This window comes from Microcoleus sp. N3A4, assembly GCF_036701805.1.
Lineage (GTDB): Bacteria > Cyanobacteriota > Cyanobacteriia > Cyanobacteriales > Microcoleaceae > Microcoleus.
On sequence record NZ_JAUBRJ010000064.1, the window covers coordinates 26,452 to 47,604 of the forward strand.

13 protein-coding genes and 2 pseudogenes are annotated in these 21,153 nt (G+C 45.7%); 3 read left to right on the forward strand and 12 right to left on the reverse strand.

The annotated features are described in order from the left end of the window. Nucleotides 1-46 precede the first annotated feature (46 nt). The 3 genes and pseudogenes from QUA56_RS27915 to QUA56_RS27925 form a co-directional block, all read right to left on the reverse strand. Nucleotides 47-1,339 carry an RNA-guided endonuclease TnpB family protein gene (locus tag QUA56_RS27915; protein ID WP_333364606.1) on the reverse strand — a complete coding sequence of 431 codons (1,293 nt, stop codon included), beginning with the start codon at nt 1,337-1,339 and terminating at the stop codon, nt 47-49. A gap of 325 nt (nt 1,340-1,664) precedes the next feature. Further along, nucleotides 1,665-5,417: a plasmid replication protein, CyRepA1 family gene (locus QUA56_RS27920; protein WP_333364609.1), complete on the reverse strand. Its 3,753-nt coding sequence runs from the start codon at nt 5,415-5,417 to the stop codon at nt 1,665-1,667. Between the two features lie 569 nt (nt 5,418-5,986). Then, nucleotides 5,987-6,818 (reverse strand): annotated as a pseudogene (locus tag QUA56_RS27925) (IS5 family transposase). A gap of 352 nt (nt 6,819-7,170) precedes the next feature. On the opposite strand from QUA56_RS27925, the gene QUA56_RS27930 reads away from it, so the two are divergent. After that, nucleotides 7,171-8,604: a transposase gene (locus QUA56_RS27930; protein ID WP_333364612.1), complete on the forward strand. Its 1,434-nt coding sequence runs from the start codon at nt 7,171-7,173 to the stop codon at nt 8,602-8,604. An 8-nt stretch (nt 8,605-8,612) separates the two neighbouring features. On the opposite strand, the gene QUA56_RS27935 is transcribed toward QUA56_RS27930, so the two are convergent. The 3 genes from QUA56_RS27935 to QUA56_RS27945 all read right to left on the reverse strand — a co-directional run bounded on the left by QUA56_RS27935 (nt 8,613) and on the right by QUA56_RS27945 (nt 12,324). Beyond that, the gene (locus tag QUA56_RS27935) at nt 8,613-9,854 is read right to left on the reverse strand and encodes a helix-turn-helix transcriptional regulator (protein ID WP_333364614.1); all 1,242 of its coding nucleotides are present in this window, start codon (nt 9,852-9,854) and stop codon (nt 8,613-8,615) included. Nucleotides 9,855-10,310: 456 nt separating this feature from the next. Then, nucleotides 10,311-11,828: a hypothetical protein gene (locus tag QUA56_RS27940; RefSeq protein ID WP_333364617.1), complete on the reverse strand. Its 1,518-nt coding sequence runs from the start codon at nt 11,826-11,828 to the stop codon at nt 10,311-10,313. A gap of 208 nt (nt 11,829-12,036) precedes the next feature. Beyond that, nucleotides 12,037-12,324, reverse strand: a complete 288-nt coding sequence (locus tag QUA56_RS27945; RefSeq protein ID WP_333364620.1) for a DNA primase — start codon at nt 12,322-12,324, stop codon at nt 12,037-12,039. Nucleotides 12,325-13,091: 767 nt separating this feature from the next. On the opposite strand from QUA56_RS27945, the gene QUA56_RS27950 reads away from it, so the two are divergent. Further along, nucleotides 13,092-13,415, forward strand: coding sequence for a transcriptional regulator (locus tag QUA56_RS27950; protein ID WP_333046225.1), 324 nt, complete (start codon nt 13,092-13,094; stop codon nt 13,413-13,415). 152 nt (nt 13,416-13,567) lie between these two features. Continuing rightward, nucleotides 13,568-13,843, forward strand: coding sequence for a lipase (locus tag QUA56_RS27955; RefSeq protein WP_333364623.1), 276 nt, complete (start codon nt 13,568-13,570; stop codon nt 13,841-13,843). 308 nt (nt 13,844-14,151) lie between these two features. Here QUA56_RS27955 and QUA56_RS27960 read toward each other — a convergent pair whose 3' ends face one another. From QUA56_RS27960 to QUA56_RS27985, 6 genes and pseudogenes are all read right to left on the reverse strand, one after another. Then, entirely contained in the window at nt 14,152-15,375 is a 1,224-nt protein-coding gene (locus QUA56_RS27960; RefSeq protein WP_333294478.1) for an RNA-guided endonuclease InsQ/TnpB family protein, read from the reverse strand. A 372-nt stretch (nt 15,376-15,747) separates the two neighbouring features. Then, the gene (locus QUA56_RS27965; RefSeq protein ID WP_333364626.1) at nt 15,748-16,521 is read right to left on the reverse strand and encodes a hypothetical protein; all 774 of its coding nucleotides are present in this window, start codon (nt 16,519-16,521) and stop codon (nt 15,748-15,750) included. 16 nt (nt 16,522-16,537) lie between these two features. Further along, complete coding sequence (locus tag QUA56_RS27970; protein WP_333364629.1) at nt 16,538-18,598, reverse strand: hypothetical protein; 2,061 nt, start codon at nt 18,596-18,598, stop codon at nt 16,538-16,540. A 34-nt stretch (nt 18,599-18,632) separates the two neighbouring features. After that, nucleotides 18,633-19,349, reverse strand: coding sequence for a hypothetical protein (locus tag QUA56_RS27975; RefSeq protein WP_325314634.1), 717 nt, complete (start codon nt 19,347-19,349; stop codon nt 18,633-18,635). 24 nt (nt 19,350-19,373) lie between these two features. Beyond that, nucleotides 19,374-20,504, reverse strand: a complete 1,131-nt coding sequence (locus tag QUA56_RS27980) for a hypothetical protein (RefSeq protein WP_333364632.1) — start codon at nt 20,502-20,504, stop codon at nt 19,374-19,376. 100 nt (nt 20,505-20,604) lie between these two features. Next, nucleotides 20,605-21,153: pseudogene (locus QUA56_RS27985) on the reverse strand (hypothetical protein); the annotation flags it as partial.

Below are 21,153 nucleotides of genomic sequence, written 5' to 3' on the forward strand. Positions count from 1 at the left end.
GTAAAAGTTAATCAAAAATTAATCGGACATTACTGTCATTTCACCCCTAACTTGGCACGCTAGATGGAACCTTGACATCCTCCCCACCCGTATACTTAGCACTGCGTGCCAAGATCTTTGAGGGTGGGGATTCCTCGGAACTTTTGGATCGCTTCCGAGTTTTTACAGCCTCACGACTGTTACTTCCTGCTTCAAGGCACCCGCCGCCATCCTTATAGGAGTTTGGTCTTACAGTCGCTCCACAGGCTATCACCGCAAGTCCTGCGGCTAAAATATTTTTCCCGGCATTTTCATCTCGGTCGTGATGGGTATTGCACTTAGGACAATCCCATTCCCGTATTTTTAAGGGCAATTTATCAATGATATGCCCACAACAATGACACCGTTTTGAACTGGGAAACCACTGGTCAATTTTGATGAAAGTACGACCATACCAATTAGCTTTATACTCTAATTGGCGGATTAATTCTCCCCAACTCGCATCCGAGATCGCTTGAGCCAATTTGTGATTCTTCAACATCCCTTTCACATTTAACGTCTCCGCCACAATTACTTGGTTTTCGGTAATCAGTTGAGACGTTATTTTGTGCAAGTTATTTTTGCGGATGTTGGCAATCTTTTCGTGAATACCCGCTAGTTTCAATCGAGCTTTATGGCGATTATTAGAGCCTTTATGCTTTCGTGCTAAAGCTTTATTTAATCGCCTGAGTTTTTTCTGCGCTTGGAGCAGTGACTTGGGATTGTTAAACTTCATTCCGTCACTGGTCGTCACTAACGCATCAATGCCCAAATCCACTCCATTTTGTTTCATTGAGGTGGGTTTGGGCATTATTTTTGTATCACACAAAATGGAAATGAACCATTTACCAGAAGGTGTAAGTTTTACCGTCATTGATGACGGATTAGAATTCCTTGGAAGTTGACGCGACCACCGAATATTGAGTGGTTCATCGCATTTTGCTAGGAATACTTTACCTTCTTTAAGGGTAAAGGATGACTTGGTAAAGGTTGCAGAACCGCCATTTCGCTTCTTCTTGAAGTTGGGATATTTCGCCCGACCTTCAAAGAAGTTACTAAAGGCAGATTGTAAGTGTCTCAACGATTGTTGCAAGGGAACCGAGGACACTTCTTTGAGAAAATGCAAATCTTCCTGCTTTTTCCATTGAGTTAAAGCGCCAGAAGTTTCTTTATATCCAATCCGCTTCTGTTCTGTATAGAAAGCATCGGTTCTGAGTGCTAAGGCTCGGTTGTAAACTAACCGCACACACCCTACCGTTCGTCTCAACAAGGTTTCTTGTTGGGGCGTTGGGTAAAATCTGTAACGGTAAGCTTTTTCCATTGACAATTTACTATTTTTTAGACTCTTTACATCTTAATACGGAATCTGTGAATTCGACCAAAAATCCCGAAAAGTTTACATGACATTAACTGGATATTTGACTTACTTTTTGCGCCTTTCATCCCCAACCGAATTCACTCCCCCAAGCGCGGATCTGTTTCTCCGTTTCGTTGATGTTGGGGTTTTCCGGCGCATTTGATAAAGTGGCTACTGCTTTCGTTATGGGTGAAGTGACAATTACCGAATGAGCAACTTAAAAAGTATGTTGAGCAGCAGGCAACTCCTGAATAAATACTGAGCATCAATCGCGCTCGCCATAAATAACTCATCCTGTCCCCCCTTCTGCAAGCTCTAAGCGGTGTGCGTAAGTGTTGACGAATTGCCCCGAAAACAGAGATTTCACCATTACCTGAGCCCCTGCAACAGCTCTAACGACATATTTCTGAACCTCACCGCAGAACCTCACCACCGAGCCAACTTTCAGCTCAAACGGTGCTATTTGGGGTACTTTTACCTCATAAGTGGGAATAGCATGAGTTTCCGGCTCTATCGCCTGATATGAAGCTACAATTCCCATCTCTTCAGTTGTTAATGTCTCCCCAGGCGCAGCTTCCACTCCGAACACTTGAGTAGTGTGAGCCCATTCCTCATCCAGAGGCGACACACCCTCAGATATCTCTATATTATTATCCGACCCTGTGCCAGCAGTTCCCACCTCATTATTTTGTTGAGGGAAATCCTCAGAAAACACACCCTCAGACATCCCTATATTATTATCCGACCCTGTGCCAACAGTTCCCACCTCATTATTTTGTTGAGGAAAACCAAGAGGCGGCACAACCTCAGACATCCCTATATTATTATCCGACCCTGTGCCGGGAGTTCCCACCCGATCAATCTGTTGAGGCAAATCCTGAGAAAACACACCCTCAGATATCCCTATATTATTATCCGACCCTGTGCTACTAGAAACCTCTCCTAAACACTGAGTAGTAGCTTCCAGCGAAGAAACTGCCTCTTTATCCCGCTGCTGCCAAACCTCAAAGATCGCCTCCCTGCCATCCTGGGGAAACTCAAACTGGTAAACCCTAATACGTTTCTGCCTACCTAAAGCATCTCGTTCCTCCGACCTTTCTTGGCGAACCCGCCGCAAAGTAAAGCCCAGCTTACCCCTCAAAATATACTGCACTACCTCCATTGGTAAAGCCTTGGGATTGACGCTGATGCCCAAAAAGTCTTTCACATCAACAGAACATAGCTTAACCCGCTCAGCAAAAGCTATCGCAAGCGCGTCAGTCCCTCGAAACTCTTTGTCTGGGTTAAAGAACTCCATCACTCCCAATTTCTTAAGTGCTTCCACCCTAGCTGTAAGTAAGCGCAAATCTTGGGGACAAACCTTACCTTTACCCCTTTCCTGATGTCCAGCCAAGTGATTTTTATCTCGCAACCTGACAAATTCAGGGTCATAAGTTAGATAATAATGCAGGCTAATTTTTGGCAACCAGCCATCATCATCTCTGAGTTTTAGTTCGGGCGTAACAGGCACTCCATAAGTATCCCACAGTTGATATTTACGCTGCTTCTCTAGTTCTAGCTTCGTCTTAGCCCGCTTGTCCTTCAATTTCAGGTATTCAGACAGAGTAATGTTTTCAGCATTGGCAACCCCTGAAGCCTCAGCAACCTTATTCTCTTCTCTGATTATTTTTGCCTCATCACTAAGACAATTAGCCACAGTTTCTAAGCTTTCTAACTCCTCTTCTAATTCTTGCGATTGCTCAGTTAGCTGTTCCAATAAAGCCCAGTCTTGGCAATTGTGAGCCGCCAATTGTTGCATTTGTATAACTTTAATCTCCCGATGTAATTGAGTCTCTCGACACAATGTTATCCGATGCCCTTCAGCCTTCAATCCCTCCAAAATAGCCTCTCTGTAGTTCCACATTCCAACGTTGATTCTAGCTGCCATTAAAGCCCAAGTCCGCAAGTGAACAGGGTCGTGAGCGATATCTATGTCAAAATCCACACCGTGCAACAGTTTGATATTAGTTTTAATGATTTTCTGCTGAGATTTAATTATTGCTCGATAACTAGCGCTGCCATTGCCAATTTTGCCGAAACCAAATTGTTGAGTCCAAACAAACCAAGGCACATTTTCATCCCTTACCCGGGCTAGGGCTTGCAAAGCGTCATTTACGGCTACCGCCCCTTTAAAGATGCCAAAAACTGCTGTAAAGTAACCTCGGATATTGATGCTCACACCAGTGCCAATCGTGGGGCTGGCGATGATGATATCGTAGTTTTGGATCTGGGCATTGAGTTGCTCAATGCAGCCATAGGCTGGATGATTTGGCTCTGCTACTGATTCGCTATCAATCCTAAGAATTCGCTGATTGGGGAAGCGGCGTTGCAGTTGCGTTTCGAGGTTGCGACAAGACCATTTGCCTGTGACTTTTTGTGAGTCTTCTACAACCATAATGCGCGGGCGGTATGGCTCTATAGGGCAACATTCAGCCCTGCTTTCAATGTCGCATGAAGTGACTTCTTGAGAGAGAATTTGCTCCATTTGCACATACACCGAAGCCGGATTAGAAGTGGCAAAAAACGTCACATCTCGCCCTCGTTTTGGCTGCCACTCATTGATAACAACCCAAGGGGAAATAGGAATACCTGCTATGGCTATTAGGTAGTCTATGCTGTAATCCGATAAATCTGCATCTTGGGTAACAACTAAGCCGCCACTTGTTAAGACATTGTGGATGAGTTCTTGCAGAGTTTGCAAGATAGCGACTCGGTTTTCGCGGCAAGTTGAACTGTTTAAGGCGTGCCAGATGACTTGTTCGCACTCGTCGATGATGACGATCGCACCTTCCCAATCTTCAGGATTAAATTTAGCTTGAGACAATGGGTGGAGGCTGTCTATGCACAAGCCGTATCCGAACAGTTGACCCTCGGCTGAGTCCCTAGTTTCGTCGATGTAGTTGATTCCTAAGCTGGCACAGATAGCCCTACCCAGTTGAATCCTATGGGTAATTATCAGCACGCGGCGATCGCCTGTGGAAAGGGATTGTGAGACTAAGTTAGTCAAGGCTTGGGTTTTGCCGGTGCCTTTGGGGGCTTTGATGCAGGCTAACCCGGACTCTGGATAGGGGAGTTTTCCCAAATAGCGAGAATTTAGCCTTAAAGAAGCGGGATAGGTTAAAAGCCATGATTCCCTAGCGAGCCAGAATTGGAAGCCTTGTGCTTCATTTTTGAGGGCGCTGAAGGCATCGGAGCCCTTCGATACCACGAAATCGTCAACGCCTTTTTCTGGCCCTGGCAGGTTGATGACTTTGACGGGGCATTTGGCGGCGGTGAACAGGCGACCGAGTTTGCCAATTTCCCGGTTGACGTTTTGGACGGTTTGGCGTTTGTTGTCGCAGTCGAAGCAGATGTATATTTCGCGTTCCTCTGTGGCGAAGTGTTGGAGTTCGGGGATGAGGTAGGGGTCGCATTTTTCGCCTTGCGGGGTTTTGGTTCTGACACCGCCGGTGACACCGGGGAGGGCGATGGCGGCGTAGCCCAGTGTGAGTAGGCATCCGGCTTTTTTTGCGCCTTCGACGATGATGACCGGGATGTTGTTGTCCCATACCCATTGCCAGAAGCCAAGTTGTCTGTCTGAGCTGTCGATGGGGACACCGTAGCGTGCTGCGACTTTTGCCCAGATGTGGTCTGGGACTTGCAGGAAAAAGGCTCTGGTGGGGGTTTTGGGGGGGTGTTCGTATTTGACGGGTTTGATTTTGCCTTTGGGGTCAAAGGTATTTCGGGGCTGGTGGGGTTTGAAGCAGCCCCAATACATGGGTTGCCAGTTGTTGAGGGGGTCAAGGCCTGAGCACCACCAGCCACCAGCTTCGATGTGGCTGTAGTGCTTTCTGGCCCACCGCCATTGTGCGTCGGAGTGAACTCTGCCGGAGGCGGCGTTGATTTCGTACAGGAGGTACGGGTAGGGGGTGTCGCCTGAGAGGGTTTGGACGTTGAGGGCGATGAGGTCGGGGTCTACGCCTGAAGCCAGCCATTCGGACAGGGGGGAGATGGGCGATGTCATTGGACACCCCCGGTGTTGGTCAAATGGAAGGGCAGCCGGAAGCGGTTAGGCGGGGTTGAGGGGGCTTTTCGTAGGGGTAGGGGTGTTTCTCTGATGTCAGCAAGGCTGCGGGCAATTCCCGTGCGTTTGGTTTGACGGCAATGCTTCCAGCACCTCAGATAAATTTCTCTCGTCACGTTTTATATTGGGCAGAATTTGAAATCAATCCTTAGCCTGTCTGACTCGGCTGCTGTGGTTAGTGACACTCCGTTAAACTACTCAAACTACTCAGGAGATTTTTAGGCGCTGAAAGCTATACAGGACAAAGGTTTCAAATTTACAACTTTTCCGAATACCCCCTAAACTTTTCCGAATACCCCCTAAACTTTTCCGAATACCCCCAAAGTGTTTAGGCGCTGAAACCATTGTCAGATAATAGATTCAAGCAAATTTGCCAATTTTTTAGGTGTTTAGCGGTTTAAACACTCTGCTGCTCAAAAAGCTAAAAAGACCCCCTGAATTGGGAGTCTTTCCGCTGGATGCAAGATGCCTTTTGGTTGGCTAGTTACTCAATAGACCTCTTGCAAAAGTCATTCTGAAAGGTTAAGTTCATAGTTATAGATACCTGCAATCAGGTTGAAGCGTAAACCAAATCTACGTCGGCGATTTCGGTAACGTTCCGACAGAATCCGAAAAATTTTCAGTTTCCGATTGACGTGTTCAATGACAATACGTTGAGTTGCCAGAGTACGGTTTTCCTGCCGTCGAACCTTAGATAAATTAGAGCTTTTGGGCTTTTTAGTAGGGATCTGACTATTGGCATGAAGTTTCCCAATTCCTTGATAACCCTTGTCACCTAAAAGCTTAATTGTAGCGGCTAGCCTGACTTTACTCGTCTCGAATAGTCGAAAGTCATGCCTTCTGCCTTTACCACGAAGCTCTGCAGATAATTGCTCCCGTCTTTTGATTGACCACTAATTGTGACTTCAAGGTGTGATACTTTTTTTTGCCAGAAAACACTTGTCGTTGTTTTTTTTTGGACGCTCGACTGGACTTTCGGTCACATCGACCACAACCACTTCTAAAACTGAGTCAGGTTGTCGCAGTGCTTTCTTTCCGGGTAAGCTAAACCGACCTGAACGAATCAATGTGTCCTCTACATGTCTCACGATCCGGAACGCAGTCGATTCATTGATGTTCCAGCTTTGAGCAATGTGAAAGTAGGTACGGTACTCTCGCCAATATTGTAATGCCAGTAGTACCTGATCTTCTAAGCTCAGTTTAGGCGGACGACCGGGTTTGAGTTTCTGAAGTTGCTGTTGTTCGCTTTACTGACACCATTTCTGCAAAAGTTGTAGACCCAACGCCACAGAATCTCTTGAAGGCTTCTGGCTTTAAGCTTTGCACTTGTTCGTAAGTCATCAGTTTTTCCTCTCAATCACCTCACTATTGCCCTTATTGGGGACTTTTGCAAGAGGTCTATTTAACTACCAGCCGGGAAGTCCCTCGGTATATTTAGAGGGGACACATCTGAGCGCTGCGCGAAGTACCCCGAATAAATTACCGAGCGTGATGTCCAGAAGCGTCGGATGGAGGTACGGAAGCCGACAATTAGACTTAGCCCTATGAATCAATCTTCGGGAGCATCTTGATTTTCGATGTATTTCCCAAGTGTTGAAATGGTTTACTAAGTGTTGAAATGGTAATTTTTGGTGTTGCATTTTGGACATACACAAACTATACTATGCAAAGGTCGAAAAAAGGAAGTTAAAAAATGCAACTCACTTACAAATACCGCCTCAAACCCACAAAAGCTCAACTAACAACGATTGTGGCTCACTTAGAACTTTGTCGTCGGCAGTACAACTACCGACTCGGCGAAAGATTTAGGTGGTGGGAAGCCACGAGGACACCCATAAACGCTTGCCCCTTGAATATTTCTATAGTCCCTGTTGAGGAGATTTATCGAAATATTCCTTTGACGAGAGTGCAAACTAGAGATGGCAGGAAAAAGGATGAATCAGGTAATTCTTTGACCAAGAAAGGTGATGTTTTCTCGAACATTGAAGGCGGATATGTACAGTGGCAGACGATACAACGGGCTGACCTGAAAAACACAAAGAAACTGTTTCCTGATTATAAAGTGTTGGATTCTCAGGTTTTGCAAGATGTCGTCAACAGAGTGGAAACTTCCTTTTCAAACTTTACTACGCCCGACAAGAATGGCAATCGCAGAGGTAAGCCCAAGTTCAAGGGGTTTCACTACTACAAGTCTTTGACGTACCCTCAACTGAATAATGTTGACATTATCAAGGATGAGCAAAATAGGATTTGTATTAATCTTGCAAAGATAGGTCAAGTGCCGATGGCGTTCCATCGCCCAATACCAACAGGATTCAAAGTTAAGACGGGCAGTGTCATCAGAGAAGCGGATGGGTGGTATATTTCCTTGACGCTAGAAGATAAGACGGTTCCCGTAACGGTTGCAGAAATTCAGCCGACTGAAGAAAATACTATTGGTATCGATCTGGGAATCACTAATTACGCTTATCTTTCTAATGGTGAAAGAGTTGAAAACCCTAGATTCTTGAGGGAGTCGGCTGAAAAATTGACAAGGCTTCAAGCGAAATTAGCTAGTAAAGTTAAGGGTTCTAAGCCTTGGAAGATTATTAAGGACAAGGTTTCCAAACTCCATCAGTTCGTAGCTAGAGCTAGATTAGATTTTCAATTTAAAACGGCACATGAGCTATTCGGTAAATGTGATGTTTTAGTTGTTGAAGATTTGAGTGTCAAAAATCTAACTAGACGTGCCAAGCCTAAGACTGATGTTGAGAATGGCAATTTAGTTTATTTGCCGAACGGTCAGTCAGCTAAGAGGGGTTTGAATAAATCCATGCTTGATGCTGCTCACGGGCAATTTGCCAGCGTCCTAAAATATGTCGCAGGGAAGCTAGGTAAAAGCGCTTTGTTTGTTGACCCAAAGGGAACTTCCCAACATTGCTGGAACTGCCTAAATAAAGTTCCGAAAGAATTATCGGAGCGCTGGCATTCTTGTCAATGCGGAGAATCCTTGGATCGAGATGAAAACTCAGCTAAACTTATTAGAAAAATTGGATTGAGCTACGAAAGTGGCGGGGGAACTCCGTCACTCAAAAAAGCCTTTATAAAAAAGGAAAAAGAAGCCTGCGGTCTAACGGTACTCCGTTGACCGTCAGGTTAGTTCACGCCAAGGTGACGAATTATCTTGGTTTTCAGGCTGGGCTTGATGGTATGTGGATAGCAGCCGTTCTCAATCTGAGATAGCTGGGATGCTGAGATACCCAGCTCTTTTGCCATTGTTCTCAGGCTTTCTTCCATAGTTTTCCGAGCTTCTCTCACCCATTGACCAAAAGCTATGGGTTCGGTTAGGTTGGCTGCTGGCTGAGCTGACTTCTGCTTGCGGGCGGGTCTTTTGGGCGGTTGCGGTTGCTCTGGTTTTGGTTCGGGTTGTTGTGGGTGTTTGGGTAGCGCTTCTGGCTGGCGTAAAGTCCCGTTAAGCTGTAGCCAGGTTTCAAACCAGTGATTGGGCTTTTTAACTTGGCTGTTTGGATACGCCCAGTCAGGGACATCGGACTCGTAGTCAAAGAGGTAGGGGTATTCAAAATTTCCCAGTGTTTTTAGCCCTCGATCGAAGCTGCGCTTTAAATTCGAGGCAGTAACTCCGTTTCTCTTGGCTGTCTCTATGTCGTTCTTATACCCGATTCGCGTCAGCAGTGTTTCTATTTGATACCGACCGCTTTTGTGCTGTTGCAGGGCAAATAGGGCAAAATAAGCCAGTCTGAGAGCCATTTTTTCCTGGTAATAATCTAGTTTTAGCGCCTCGCTGGTAAGGTAGCCAAATTCCCGCAAGTATTCGTGACCTGCAAATTTGTCAAACCATTTGCCAGGGCGATAAGTGATTTCAATATCGATCAAGGTGTTTTTTTCTTGATGAAACACCTCGGTAATTTGAAAAATCTCCCAGAGATTGGAGTGTTCAATAGTAAATATTTTATTGCGTATCCGCCAAGCTTTAACGGAAACTTCTAATCGTTTTAGCAGATATCCATGATAGGCTAAGGCTCTTAGTTTTTCTTCTTTAGAAAGGTATCGGGCTGGCTGGCTATTGGCGTCTCGTTCGGCTTTTGGGATGTAGTGTTTCTTTTTGTTATTCTCACCAAAGTCAGCTAGGAGTTTAGATGCTGATACTGTAATTTGCTCTCTCCCGACTTCGGGCTTGCGGAAGGCAATCATTGCCAGTGCATAGTGCAGTTTGAGGGTTTCTTCTCCGAAGTTCTGGGCGATAATTTCCTTGGCTTGATAGGCAATTTCAGCAAAGTCTGTTAGGTCGAAACGATCGCGGATTTGCAATTCAACTCGACCTTTGGAAAAATCTTTGCGACCATTCAAACTGGTTTCGCTTATTTCCCAGAAATCCATACCAGTGACTCCAGCCGTATAGATTGTATCTGTGATTGCACTACTGGGGCATTCTTCGTAGAATTTTCTTTGGCAGAGGCGGGGTTCTGTAGATGACTTATGTGACCGTTGCGATTGCTTTGGCTCCGCGTAGGAGCTGTTGCTAAGGTTATTAGAGTCTATATTAACCTCAAGGTTTTGATTATCGCAGATTTTCTTGCCAGACATGGGGGTGATCTGTCTCCACCTGTTATGGTCGGTCCATCGTGCTTGTCAGGTTGATGGGTTTGCTAATTACAAAGTTTTCTCGCATTACGAAGTAAATCGCTCTTCTGTGGGGCCGTTGCGATCGCTCACCCAGTAGCGGCGGTGGCAGGGCTGGGGGTAAATGTCAGCGATCGCTATCAACTCTCCTCCGTCTTCGCGGTTTCTGAGTTCTTTTGCTTTTGCCAGTCTTTGATTGCCGCTTAGAAAAACCTAGGCAAACCTAGGTAAGCTCTGCGGTATAAGCTTTAAACGTTCTTTCTTAGCGCTTACGCTTCCTCTCTGGTCGAGGTTGACCAAGAAACTCCAGTTAGAAACGCTATAATACTCACAGCGACGTGATATTACAGCGGAACGTTTGATTTTTTTATTCAGTTGATTCCACTCGCTCCACACGTGCTTTTCCGAGTTCACCTCGGAATAGGCGGTTAAGGAGCGAGGTATTCTTTCACTTAGTTTCATAGCTCGGCGAGCAATCACCAGTGAAGCAGATTCGTCGCTGGCTAAGCCATACATTCTCAGGTATTTTACCAAGCCGATAATGCTTGAATATGCTGGATTGACTGAAATCAATTCAATTCCGCGATTCGACAAAATAGAATTGAGTTGCTTGTAGAACTCGCTGTATGCCCAACCCGACAACATCCGAGCATATTTTCTGCCTTTCTCTCCTAAAGATTCCTTTTTTACGGAGAAATCAAGTTCTTCGCAAACTACGGGACATTCAAATTCCGCAGCTTTCATTGCTAGTTGCAGACAAACATCAACAATCTGAGCCTGCTGCTTGCCATTCGACAAACCCATTTGCAATGGAATCTGTCCTTTGGCTTTGAGATTCCCTTCAGGATCAACATAAACCCACCCAATAGAGCCAGGATTCATATCGATACCAATACAACCGTACATCCTATTTCTAGAAACTTGATTCACGGGAGCTGGGGTAAACTGCACGGCAATAACCCACTTCCCATTCTTGCGGTAGAAGTGCCAAGTTTTAGCCCCGCATTCTGGCAATCTATTTATGTTGCGATTGAAATCACCAACCTCGGAAGATACAGTCTTTCCGAATCGTGACTCTAAACATTTGGGAACTCTAAACGTTATTTTGTTTCTCTTCCACTGAGAGACTTGATTTCCCAAAGATTCGTCCTTAGAGCCGACAACGAAGATATCGCTGTGAGGGACGAAGACTTTGATTGGCTTAAGTCTTAAGTGTTCGAGTCTGTTGGTCAACAAAATCAGTCTACGCTTTTTATTGTGTATTTGAAGGCGTAAATTCTGCCAATTAGTAGATTTGTGTTGGAGCGAACAAGCTATAGGAAAATTGCATCCCGTCTTTGAACTCTGCCATTTTTTCTTGGCATAAAACTTACGAGCTAATAACAGTTTACGCTCAGCCTTTTTAATCCACGCACCAATAGACCTAATCTTTCCTTCAAGAGTTTTTATGTGTAAAATCCTATGCTCTTTAGCACCATCTACGCGACCTTTGGCTGCACTAATCACGCCATTCGCGTGGCGCTTATTGATGCCGTAGGTTTGCTGTAGGTGCGTGTTCCAGTCAGATTTCTTGAAGTCTGTATTCAATAATAAGTGGTTGACTGTTTCAATGCTTGCAGCCCTAAAAATTGGGGCGTAAGCTTCTAGAAACATCTCGAAATCTGTGAATCCAAGTTCGTTGAGTTCGTCTGCTGGCGTGGGCAAGCCTTTGCAGTACGTTATGGTAGCCATTGATTCGACCTCTCAATGTGGTTGTATATTAATAGCTTTGCACAGAATTTGCAAGTTATTGAGTCAATTTTTTTGTTTCCGAAACGTCGCTGGCGAAGCTTTACTTCAAAGGCTACATTTTTTATTGAAAAGCTCCAACGCTCATTAGTTTGTTTGTCAATTTACCGAGAATTCAGTGACCAAAGTCTAGGTAAATCTAGGTAAATTGTCAACTGCCGTCAACCCTAATGACTACGTAAGCAGCGCCGTTGGCGGCAATTGGCGTACCGGCGATCGGTCCGTAGCCTTTGGGGTAGCAGCGGTATTGAGTGCCATCGGCTTTGTCTACCGTCCAGCCGTTGGTTACGGCTTCTTTCATTTGGGCGGGAGTCAGTGGCTTTTGCTGCCAGCCCGTGCCTTGAGGGACTTTCTTGCCGTCGAGCAAGCAGAGTTGCCAGTCTTGAGGAATCCGCGACAAGCCCTGGTACAGGCGGGTGCTTAGGTCGTTGTAGTGCATTTTGGCTCCTATTCCAAAGGGTAGAGGAAGCCGAATGTTGGAGCAGCAAATGTCTTAAATACTAGAAATTCTAAGACATACCTATTGATTCAGTGCTTCTAATGGTTTAATATGGAAAAACCATCAAGGCAGCTTTAACAAGTCGGCCAGAGATGTACCATCATCAAAAGCTGGCTCTAACAAGTCGGCCAGAGATGTACCATCATCAAGAGTCGGCTCCAACAAGTCGGCCGATAGATGTGATGTACCGCCATCAAGAGTCGGTTAAGTCCGGTCGATGGAAGTACAGTCAAGAGTCTGCCCGATCTGGCAGTTAACTCTCTCGTCAGATGACAACTTCAGTAGGTCCGGTGGCTATCGCTGTCAAACAGCCGTCGGTGTTTAATGTCTGGGAAGAGTCCAGTTCAGAAAAAAATCAGAATGGGGATTCTAAGGTTGTTTTTCTGTACAACTGTATCTCTTCCACTGGTAGAATAGCCTCACTTCCGATTCCGACTAGGATTAGGGTGAGGCAAAATTTTTAGAGGGTCTGATAAAAGTCTTTATCATTTAACCAGCATATAGCCGAGTATAACTTTTATCAAGTAAAGAATTGTTACGTTTTGGGTCAAAGTATTAGTGGCTATCATTATTCCGTCTAAGGCTAGCGATTGGAGCTTAGATTAAGTTAGGCGAATCATACTCTTGACTGTAAAACGAGTTATTCTGGTATAATACAGGCGATACAGTTATGCCTGCGGTAACTCCTTAGCTAGTAGAAAACAGGAATGTCAACGAAAGTAGAGGAAAATTTAGCACTCGATAGTGGAATCCAGAAACGTCTCGGTCAGTTAATAGAGGCGTTGGTGGAGGATGAGCGCGTTGGTAGTTCTAGGGAACTAGGAAGGATTACAGGAGTTTCATTCAACACGCTGGTGAACTGGAGCGAGGGCAAAGCCGATCCCAGATTGCAAAAGTTAGTCCAGTTTGCCTATGCGATCGGTTGGTCTATGACAGAGTTGATGCAATATGCGGAAGGGGATGAAGATCCCTATGAGGCGATCGCTCGTAAAAAAAAAGCACGACAGCAGAAGTATCGGAAAGTATCTTAACAAGAGAAAAATATCCATTTATTCAATATTTCAATGCCACGCTAACTGCCGAACAAATTCAGAAGCGCGACTTATTTTTACAGCGTATTAAAGCTGATTTATTACCGGATATAACATCCCGCAAAAGGCTTTATGTCTTGTTAATAGACAGCATGGCAGTTAAGGGTATTTCAGAATTAGATATCTTTGAAAAACTTTCCATTTCAGAGAAATTACTGTCGAAGATTCGGAATCTCAACATGGAATTTCAGTTCGGTCGTTCCTACTTAGAACAGTTAGCGCCCTATCTTTTTCAAGTGGAGGATTGGGAAGAGTTAAGACCTGTTTTTAAGGTGCCCTACATCTCTTATCAGGGGTGGGTTGATAATCTGATTGAAGACTTACAAGTGGCTAAACCCCAATCTATAGCTATAGCTTCAATGAAATAGTTCCTAAAAAATGACCGATAAATTTGAGATGGGAAAGTAAGAACTGAGGTCAAACTTAGAGTAAAATAACCAAGTTTCTACTCTAGCAAGGCAGAAATAACCTACCAGTTATTCAAAATCATGCAACAGTAGCAACAGTAGGTTGATTGTAGGAGCTCAACCCAACGATGTAGATTATTGGAAATATTTAGGTCAAGTCCTACAACTCCTGAAGTGACAAAATTAGCAGGTTTTTGATAAGGAAACCCTTTATTGATGAGTTGAGCATACCAGCAAGGATTTCAGGCTGTGAGGTGACATCTCCCACACTAATCCGAAGCGGATATAGTGTGGGCTTCCAAGACAATCCGGCTATCGCTTAGGAGGCTCTTGGCTTTAAGAACGGAATGCCCCACCGCTCTATTTTTAATCACAATTGCTGCATTATGGTCGCGGTCTAGACTGCACCCACAATGAGGGCAATCGTGCCAACGAATATGCAGCTTTTTCGGGACTTTCTTACCGCAATTAGAACAATCTTGTGAAGTATTGTAGGCGCTTACTGGGATAGCTAGCAAACCAGCATTTACGGCTTTGTTTGTTAGAATCGACAGAAAGCTTGACCACCCAGCGTCCAACACAGATTTAGCTAATTTTGTACGAGCTAGACCTTTGACGTTTAAATCCTCGTGCGCGATTACGTCATATTTTGATAACAGCCAATTCGCTGTCTTGAAATGGAAATCTTTACGCTTATCAGCTACTTTTTTGTGGCACTTCCCTAACTGCTTGACTGCCTTCTTCCTCCGGTTGCTGCACGAATTGCGTCGTGAAACTCGTTTTTGAGCAACTCGCAGACGTTTTTGAGCTTTGCGGTAATATTGAGGAATCGCGACTGTTTCGCCATCAGAAGTTGTTAAGAATTCCTTCAGTCCTACATCAATACCTGTTATTGAATCAGGATTAAAGTCCGGCTTGATCTCTGGAACCGTTTGATCTTCTAATGAGAGCGTCAAGTAATAGCCATCTGCTTTTTTAGTCACAGATGCGGTTTTGATTTTATACCCGTCAGGGATAGGACGATGCAAGACGACTTTAACTTTGCCGAACATCGGTAAGTTAATCAAGTTGCCCTGCAAACATTCCTCTTTTACCTGCGGATAAGTAAAAGTACGATAGCGATTGCGACCCTTGAAACGAGGTTTACCGCTACGCTTTCCATTGATATCGCCTTTGAGAAAACGGTCAAACGTTACCTTAACTCTTTTAACCACATCTTGAAGGACTTGCGAATAAATCTCGCTATACCAAGGATGAGTTTTCTTGAGTTGAGGTAACGTTTTCTTTTGCGAGTAATAATCGGGATTGTCCCGCAGTTCAGGTAGATAGCAAACGAGAGGACAAGCATTAACAGCAGAACGGTTTTGTTCGTACCAAGTAAATCTGTCAGCCAACAGATAATTGTACTGCGAACGCAGCATTGACAGCCATCTGTCTAGCTCAACTACCTGTTGTTTGGTTGGACGTAATTTGTACTGGTAAGCCGTTCTCATGGTTGCCCTCCTTGAAAATTACGATAGCATAATTGTGTTCGCGTTAGCAACACGCACAATCACAGATAAAAATCTTCACATTCGACTATCGGAGAAACATCTCAGTAAACTGAGGGCGGTCGCGGCGGCGAGAGAACAAACTGTTACCCAGATGGTAGAGGCATGGATCGATCGACTTTTCCTGACATTTAATGACTGACTCGCCAACCTCCGTCAGTCGCGCATTCATCCCACACTGATTTATCGGGGGTACTCGGCGATGCCTCGATTAATCCCCCTCTAAATTCAGTGTGGGGATTCTGCTGTTTTAGCTAAAAACTGTCCGGACTGTTGCTTGATACGAAGTTGAAATTTCTGGTTGAGCAAACGGATTTAATTTCCTGGAGTTCGAGTTAAAGGAGGGAGCGAAGGAGATGGCGTTTTTGGAATTTCATACAAAGGTTCGCGACTCAACCCTAGCTGCCCTAGTGAAATAACAACAGACATTGATAGATTACTTTTCTCAGCAGCTTTAGCAATAGCTGTGCCATTTCGAGCTAGAGCGATGAACTCTCGAACTTTGAAGACAACGGAGTCATTGGGAGGCGTGTAACCTCTTCGGATGGCAATGTCTAATCCCCGTTCGATGTCACTGAGCGCCGCCGTTCTATTGTCTGCTAAAGTTACGCTGGGTTCCTGCCCAGACACTATCGTAGAGATGGCAATGCCATTATTAGTAGGTTGCCCATTCTGGTGAACGACATTAAAGGTATAAAGGCGTTCAATTCCTTCTGGAGAGCGAGTTTTAACGAACAGGTTAGTAATGTTTGCTGTTGTAGCGCCAGGGAATTGTAAGGGTTGAATTGGTTGGACAAATATGGTTCTAGCTTGGTTAGTTTTTAATTCAGCATCAGTGTTAAAGACAGCCCTGGAAGGATCTGCTAACCGGATGTAAATAATGACTTCACCAGTCTGGCTAAAGTCAATAACGCTGGAACGGCCAGACCATACTTGAAGGTTGGTAGTTGTATTGATTGCTGCATCTCTTCCGACAATTTTTAGCGCTGATGTTTGAGCTTGCCCAATATTAACTGTAGTGAATACAGTGGCAATTATTAAGGCAGGAGAAATTAAAGCCAAACTAATTTTTCGAGTGAGTTTGTTCATGGTTATTTTACCTCCGTTATCTTTGCACTGTGACAAAGGCATTGACAAATACTGAAACTTGAGTTCCTTCTGGTACAATCGCTACATTTCCTTGCTTTAAAAGTTCTTGGGCGTTGCGATCCGATCTTTCTCGCAGCCGTTGGGCAGTAGGTGTAAAGAATCCCTCTAAAGCGGCGGCTAGGATGTTAGGTTTAGGCGAGGTTGTGGTTTTAACAGCCGTACTGCCCAAAAAGCCGCTTTGCTGGCTGAAAGTTTCTTGGGCTGGTCGATTGATTATTTCTCCTACCCGCCCCAAGCTGCCAAGAATTCCTACTAAAATATCAGCCTTGGCTATTTCAGAACCTTTGTCAAATAAACTGTCGGCAATGAGAGGTTGGTTATCGGTTCCGCGAACGATTAAGTTTCCGGGAGGAATGGGTACTTGTTGGATGCGGCCAGCAGCATCGGGGTAAACAAGCGCTACTACGCTTTGAGAAACCAGTCGATTTCCGCGCGTGACATTTTCTACTTGAGTGATTAAGACGGTGCCAGATGGTAAGGCGATCGCCCCGTCAGTTGCTATCACGTCCTCGGTCAATTGGACGGCAAACCTTCCGGCTGTTGGGCTTTGGCCTGCTTCGTCCCAAATCATCGGCACGATTACCTTGGCTTGAGCAGATGACCCGATGGCTATCTCTCTCATTGCTGTGCTGCCTTCAGTGTTTTCGCCGGCGGTCGTGCGGTTGAGGATTCCAGCTTCTCCAGGGCTCATGATTTTGGTGTTTACAGCCGAGCCAGCAGCTCCAATTGCGATCGCGGGTATCTCTTGCATTGGTGCAGCCGATTGTGGGCTTTTTGGCGAACTGACTAGCACTGGCTGCGGGTTTTGAGAAATCGGTGGCATCGGCTGCTGTTGGGGCAATGGCACCGGCGCAATTGCTACTGCACTAGGGGGCGGTGCCTGTGCTGCTGTAGGCGCAATTGCTACTGTGCTGGGGGGTGGTGTTTGTGTTGCTGCTAGTATTGCTGGCGGTATGGCAGGGTAGCTTGCCGCTGTCATCCCCGGCGCGATCGCGCGATCTAAAGTTGGGGAACTAGCAGAAATACCTCCAGCATTTAGCTCTTTAACTGCTTGACTTCTGCTTTGCCCCAGAGAAGCTAATTGCGCCCAGCGCTCGTAAGGATCTACTTTTTCTGGTGAGGGCGACGGGGGTGGTGGCGCAGGTCGAAGTGCCAGCAGTGCGGGTGGCGGCACAGGGCGCGGTAATGGCGTCGGACGAGGGCGAGGCGGGGGCGGTGCAGGCTGCTGTGCAGGGCGCGGTAATGGCGGCTGTGGAGGAGGAATGGTCTGTACCGTCCTTGGTGGCGGATTAAAGTTTTGAACCGGCCTCGGGGTTTGAGACCTTCTAGCGGCTGGTACAGGTTTTGGTGCAGGTGTCGGTTTGGGAGCAGGGGTTGATCGATTTTTAGGTTCAGGAGGCTGAACTTCCAGCGCCCGCTGCTGATCTTGAAAAGCCAGTCGGCTTTTTAGTTCTCCTGACTCGTCTTCAGAAACTTGAGCAGGTTTAGGGTTTGTCGTTTTTGCCTGTTGGCGGACGGGTTTAGGAGCAAAGAACACAAACCAAAAGAATCCCAAGATGCCGAGAACTGCGCCAGTACCCATTAATACTGAAAACGTCCGAACTTCGGGCTTCTCAGAAACAGGATGAGTTTCTGCTCCTTCGTTGTCCTGTTTAATTCTGTGTTCAGAGGTCAATAATTCATCGGTTTCTCCGTCATGTCCAGCTAATTCTCTTTCCTCCTCACGGCTCAACGGCTCAACTGAGCGCAAGCCGAACGTCTTTTTACCATTGCTGCCAGCGCCATCAGGAGCGTTAGCTGCCTGAAAACTGTTAGAACTGTGGGAAAAGTTATTGGCTTCATTAGAGGAGTTGTTGCCATTAAAACTGTGGGAAAAGTTATTGGCTTCATTAGAGGAGTTGTTGCCATTAAAAGGATGGCTAGTTGTGCTGTTAGGTGGCGTATTGTAGGAAACTTCTTCAATTTCATCGGGTTCGCCATCAAATTCGCGCCCATTTTGAAGTTCTTTTTCACTCATGTTTTTATCTCCTATTATTTCGATTTTTATCCGATTATTTGGGTTTAAATTCGGTAATTTTGTTGATTTCTAAGCCGGCCGAGCGAAGCTCATAAACTTTTTGTTCAAAAGCTGAGGCTTGACTACCTAGCGGCGGGGTTTGGATTTCTACTGCTTTGATTCGGAAAGTGCGATTGAAAGGAATTCTTTGATCGATTCCTGACGTGCGATCTACAAGCAACCGGGTGGCAATCATGTCAATTTCCCATTCGCCGGGACGGACTTCTCTGGGTTCAGATAAAAAAGAAATGATGACAGTTGCTCGCAATTGACCCGTAAAAACTTTATTGGGGACGAGTTCAGCGATGTCAGGGAGAGAAGCTTTGCCAAAATTGGGTTCTAGGAGTAACGAAGCAAAATAAGTGCTGGTAGGAACTCGTTTGGAATTGACTTTAATCCCTGAATCTGTATCGTTAGTTCCTGGTATTTTATTGTCCCAGTTGAAGGTTAACTCGGCCCAATTTTTGACAAAATTTTGGATGACTGAGGGATACCGAAAAAACCGATCTCGTTCTGCTACGTAGTAAGTTTGACCGTTGATTAGCTGGACTTGTGTTGTTTTCATAGCAGCTACCGAGTTGATTCGGTACGCGACGAAGAGGTGCAGAATTAGGGCGAGGATATTTACTCCAGTTAGGATGAGGAAGCACAATGCCAGTAGATTTTTAGCTTCTGGCAACAATGCAGTTTGTGAAAATCTTTGTAGCTTCATAAAATCTTTTGGTAATTAGTGACATTACTTAAATCCTTTGTTCATCGCCAAATTAGCGGCTGCTCCTATGGCGTTGCTCAAAACATCGACGAGTTGTTTAGCATTGCTAGCAATGCCGTTGTATAGGGCAATTCCGCCGCCGCCGGCGATTAATAGGGCTAAGCCGGGTGCGAAAATGCTGATGAAAAAGAGGAAGGCGACATCGCTGGCTAATTCGGCTCCAGAATTGACTAGCACGGTGGCTGCTAGCCCGACAACGATGTTGTATCCAAGTTGGACGCCAAATAAGCTCAGAAATCCAGTTGCCCAAGCCCAAATGGGCCTGCCCTGCAAGGGAAGTAGCGACAGCCCCATCGCGATCGGCGAAAAGAATGCTGTTAGTAAAAGGGCTGCTTCAAGGATGTTGACAAACGCCCACTGGATGCTATAAAGAATGAATCGGATGATTGGTATTGCTTTTTCTCGAAACACTGAACCGGGGTCAGTTATAAAAGTTGTGGCATCTTGAGCAGCACCGAGCAAGCTATTATTCCACAGGGTTTCACCAAAAGCCCGCAGCGCTTGCAGAGGGGCAGAGCCGGCGGCTTGCCTTTCAGCTTCGCTAACGATTTTCTGAGCAGCTTCTTGCTTGGAATTCCAGCAGGTTACCAGTTCTGCTCCGACTTTATTTCGGCATTCACCGTAGAGATTTTCTAGTTGTTGGCGGCCGATGTTGCTGATAGTGACGTTGGCGATCGCGTCCCTAAATGTCATTTCTCCTAGTTGCGCTTCTAGGACACTCTGGACTTGTCTGTAGGCAAAACTTCTAGTAAAAATGACGGTATTGGCTAGCAATTTGCCGTTAGCGCCGAGGAACAGCATGATGACGAGCGGCCAGACGAACAGTGCTGCTAGTTCTGACCATGACTGCTTTTCGATAATGTCTTTCCCGCTGCTTAGAGTTAAGAACAGGATGCTGATGGCTGCTAGGGTGATGCCGAGGGATACTAGACCGACCCATAGCCCAGAAGCGATTGGGTCAATCGTGCTAATCCAAACTTTGTCCCAAGATTCTGAGGTAGTCTTAGCCAGGTTAATTGACTCGCTAACTATGTCCAAGGATGACCCTTCTGCACCACTCGTTGGGGGTGTAATTTGTGCTAAAAACTCTTTCATTTTCACCTCTGAAAAAACTTCAATTTTGTATTTGATAAGGCTGTTATTCAGTACACAAACTAGGCAGATTATCGCGGATTTAAGTTAACTGCTTGAAGCATTAATTGGGAGCGACAAATCTGTTAGTTGAAATCGGGGTTGTGCTGCTGCCACTCGGTTTTCCCAAGTAGCCGCCGCCGGGGAGCATCAGCATTCCCGCCTGATAGCTGGCTTGGTTTCCAGACGCAGTGCTGCCTCGGCGCTCTCCCGTATTGAGCGCGGATATTTCCTTAGCAGCTTGCGATAGCAGCACGTTATTAATGGCCCGATCTGTGCGAGCTTGCTGAGCTTCCTGTAAATTTCGCATTTGAACTTGTGCGCTCAATGCGGTCTGTTGCGAGAGGTTTTGGAGAATTTGTTGAGTAACGTCGAGGCTCTGCGATTCTTCGCCCAATTGGATGTTTTGTTCGGTATCTTGGCGAGTGGCTTCTAACACTTGGAAGCTGTTGGTTTGAGCTTCTTTGCTGAGGGTTGCTCCGTCAGCTATGCCGATAGCGGCGCTGCGCTGAGCTTGAGCGTCTAAGTCAGACATGATGATTAAAGTCAGTGAAGGAGTCGCCTCCTCCACTGCTCTCCAAAACGGAACGTGATAGTTTCCCATCATTCCGCT

Excerpts from the sequence above, each read along its gene's own strand:
- QUA56_RS27915 (WP_333364606.1), bottom strand. The coding sequence starts at position 1,339 with ATGGAAAAAGCTTACCGTTACAGATTTTACCCAACGCCCCAACAAGAA.
- QUA56_RS27920 (WP_333364609.1), bottom strand. The coding sequence starts at position 5,417 with ATGACATCGCCCATCTCCCCCCTGTCCGAATGGCTGGCTTCAGGCGTA.
- QUA56_RS27930 (WP_333364612.1), top strand. The coding sequence starts at position 7,171 with ATGCAACTCACTTACAAATACCGCCTCAAACCCACAAAAGCTCAACTA.
- QUA56_RS27935 (WP_333364614.1), bottom strand. The coding sequence starts at position 9,854 with ATGGATTTCTGGGAAATAAGCGAAACCAGTTTGAATGGTCGCAAAGAT.
- QUA56_RS27940 (WP_333364617.1), bottom strand. The coding sequence starts at position 11,828 with ATGGCTACCATAACGTACTGCAAAGGCTTGCCCACGCCAGCAGACGAA.
- QUA56_RS27945 (WP_333364620.1), bottom strand. The coding sequence starts at position 12,324 with ATGCACTACAACGACCTAAGCACCCGCCTGTACCAGGGCTTGTCGCGG.
- QUA56_RS27950 (WP_333046225.1), top strand. The coding sequence starts at position 13,092 with ATGTCAACGAAAGTAGAGGAAAATTTAGCACTCGATAGTGGAATCCAG.
- QUA56_RS27955 (WP_333364623.1), top strand. The coding sequence starts at position 13,568 with ATGGCAGTTAAGGGTATTTCAGAATTAGATATCTTTGAAAAACTTTCC.
- QUA56_RS27960 (WP_333294478.1), bottom strand. The coding sequence starts at position 15,375 with ATGAGAACGGCTTACCAGTACAAATTACGTCCAACCAAACAACAGGTA.
- QUA56_RS27965 (WP_333364626.1), bottom strand. The coding sequence starts at position 16,521 with ATGAACAAACTCACTCGAAAAATTAGTTTGGCTTTAATTTCTCCTGCC.
- QUA56_RS27970 (WP_333364629.1), bottom strand. The coding sequence starts at position 18,598 with ATGAGTGAAAAAGAACTTCAAAATGGGCGCGAATTTGATGGCGAACCC.
- QUA56_RS27975 (WP_325314634.1), bottom strand. The coding sequence starts at position 19,349 with ATGAAGCTACAAAGATTTTCACAAACTGCATTGTTGCCAGAAGCTAAA.
- QUA56_RS27980 (WP_333364632.1), bottom strand. The coding sequence starts at position 20,504 with ATGAAAGAGTTTTTAGCACAAATTACACCCCCAACGAGTGGTGCAGAA.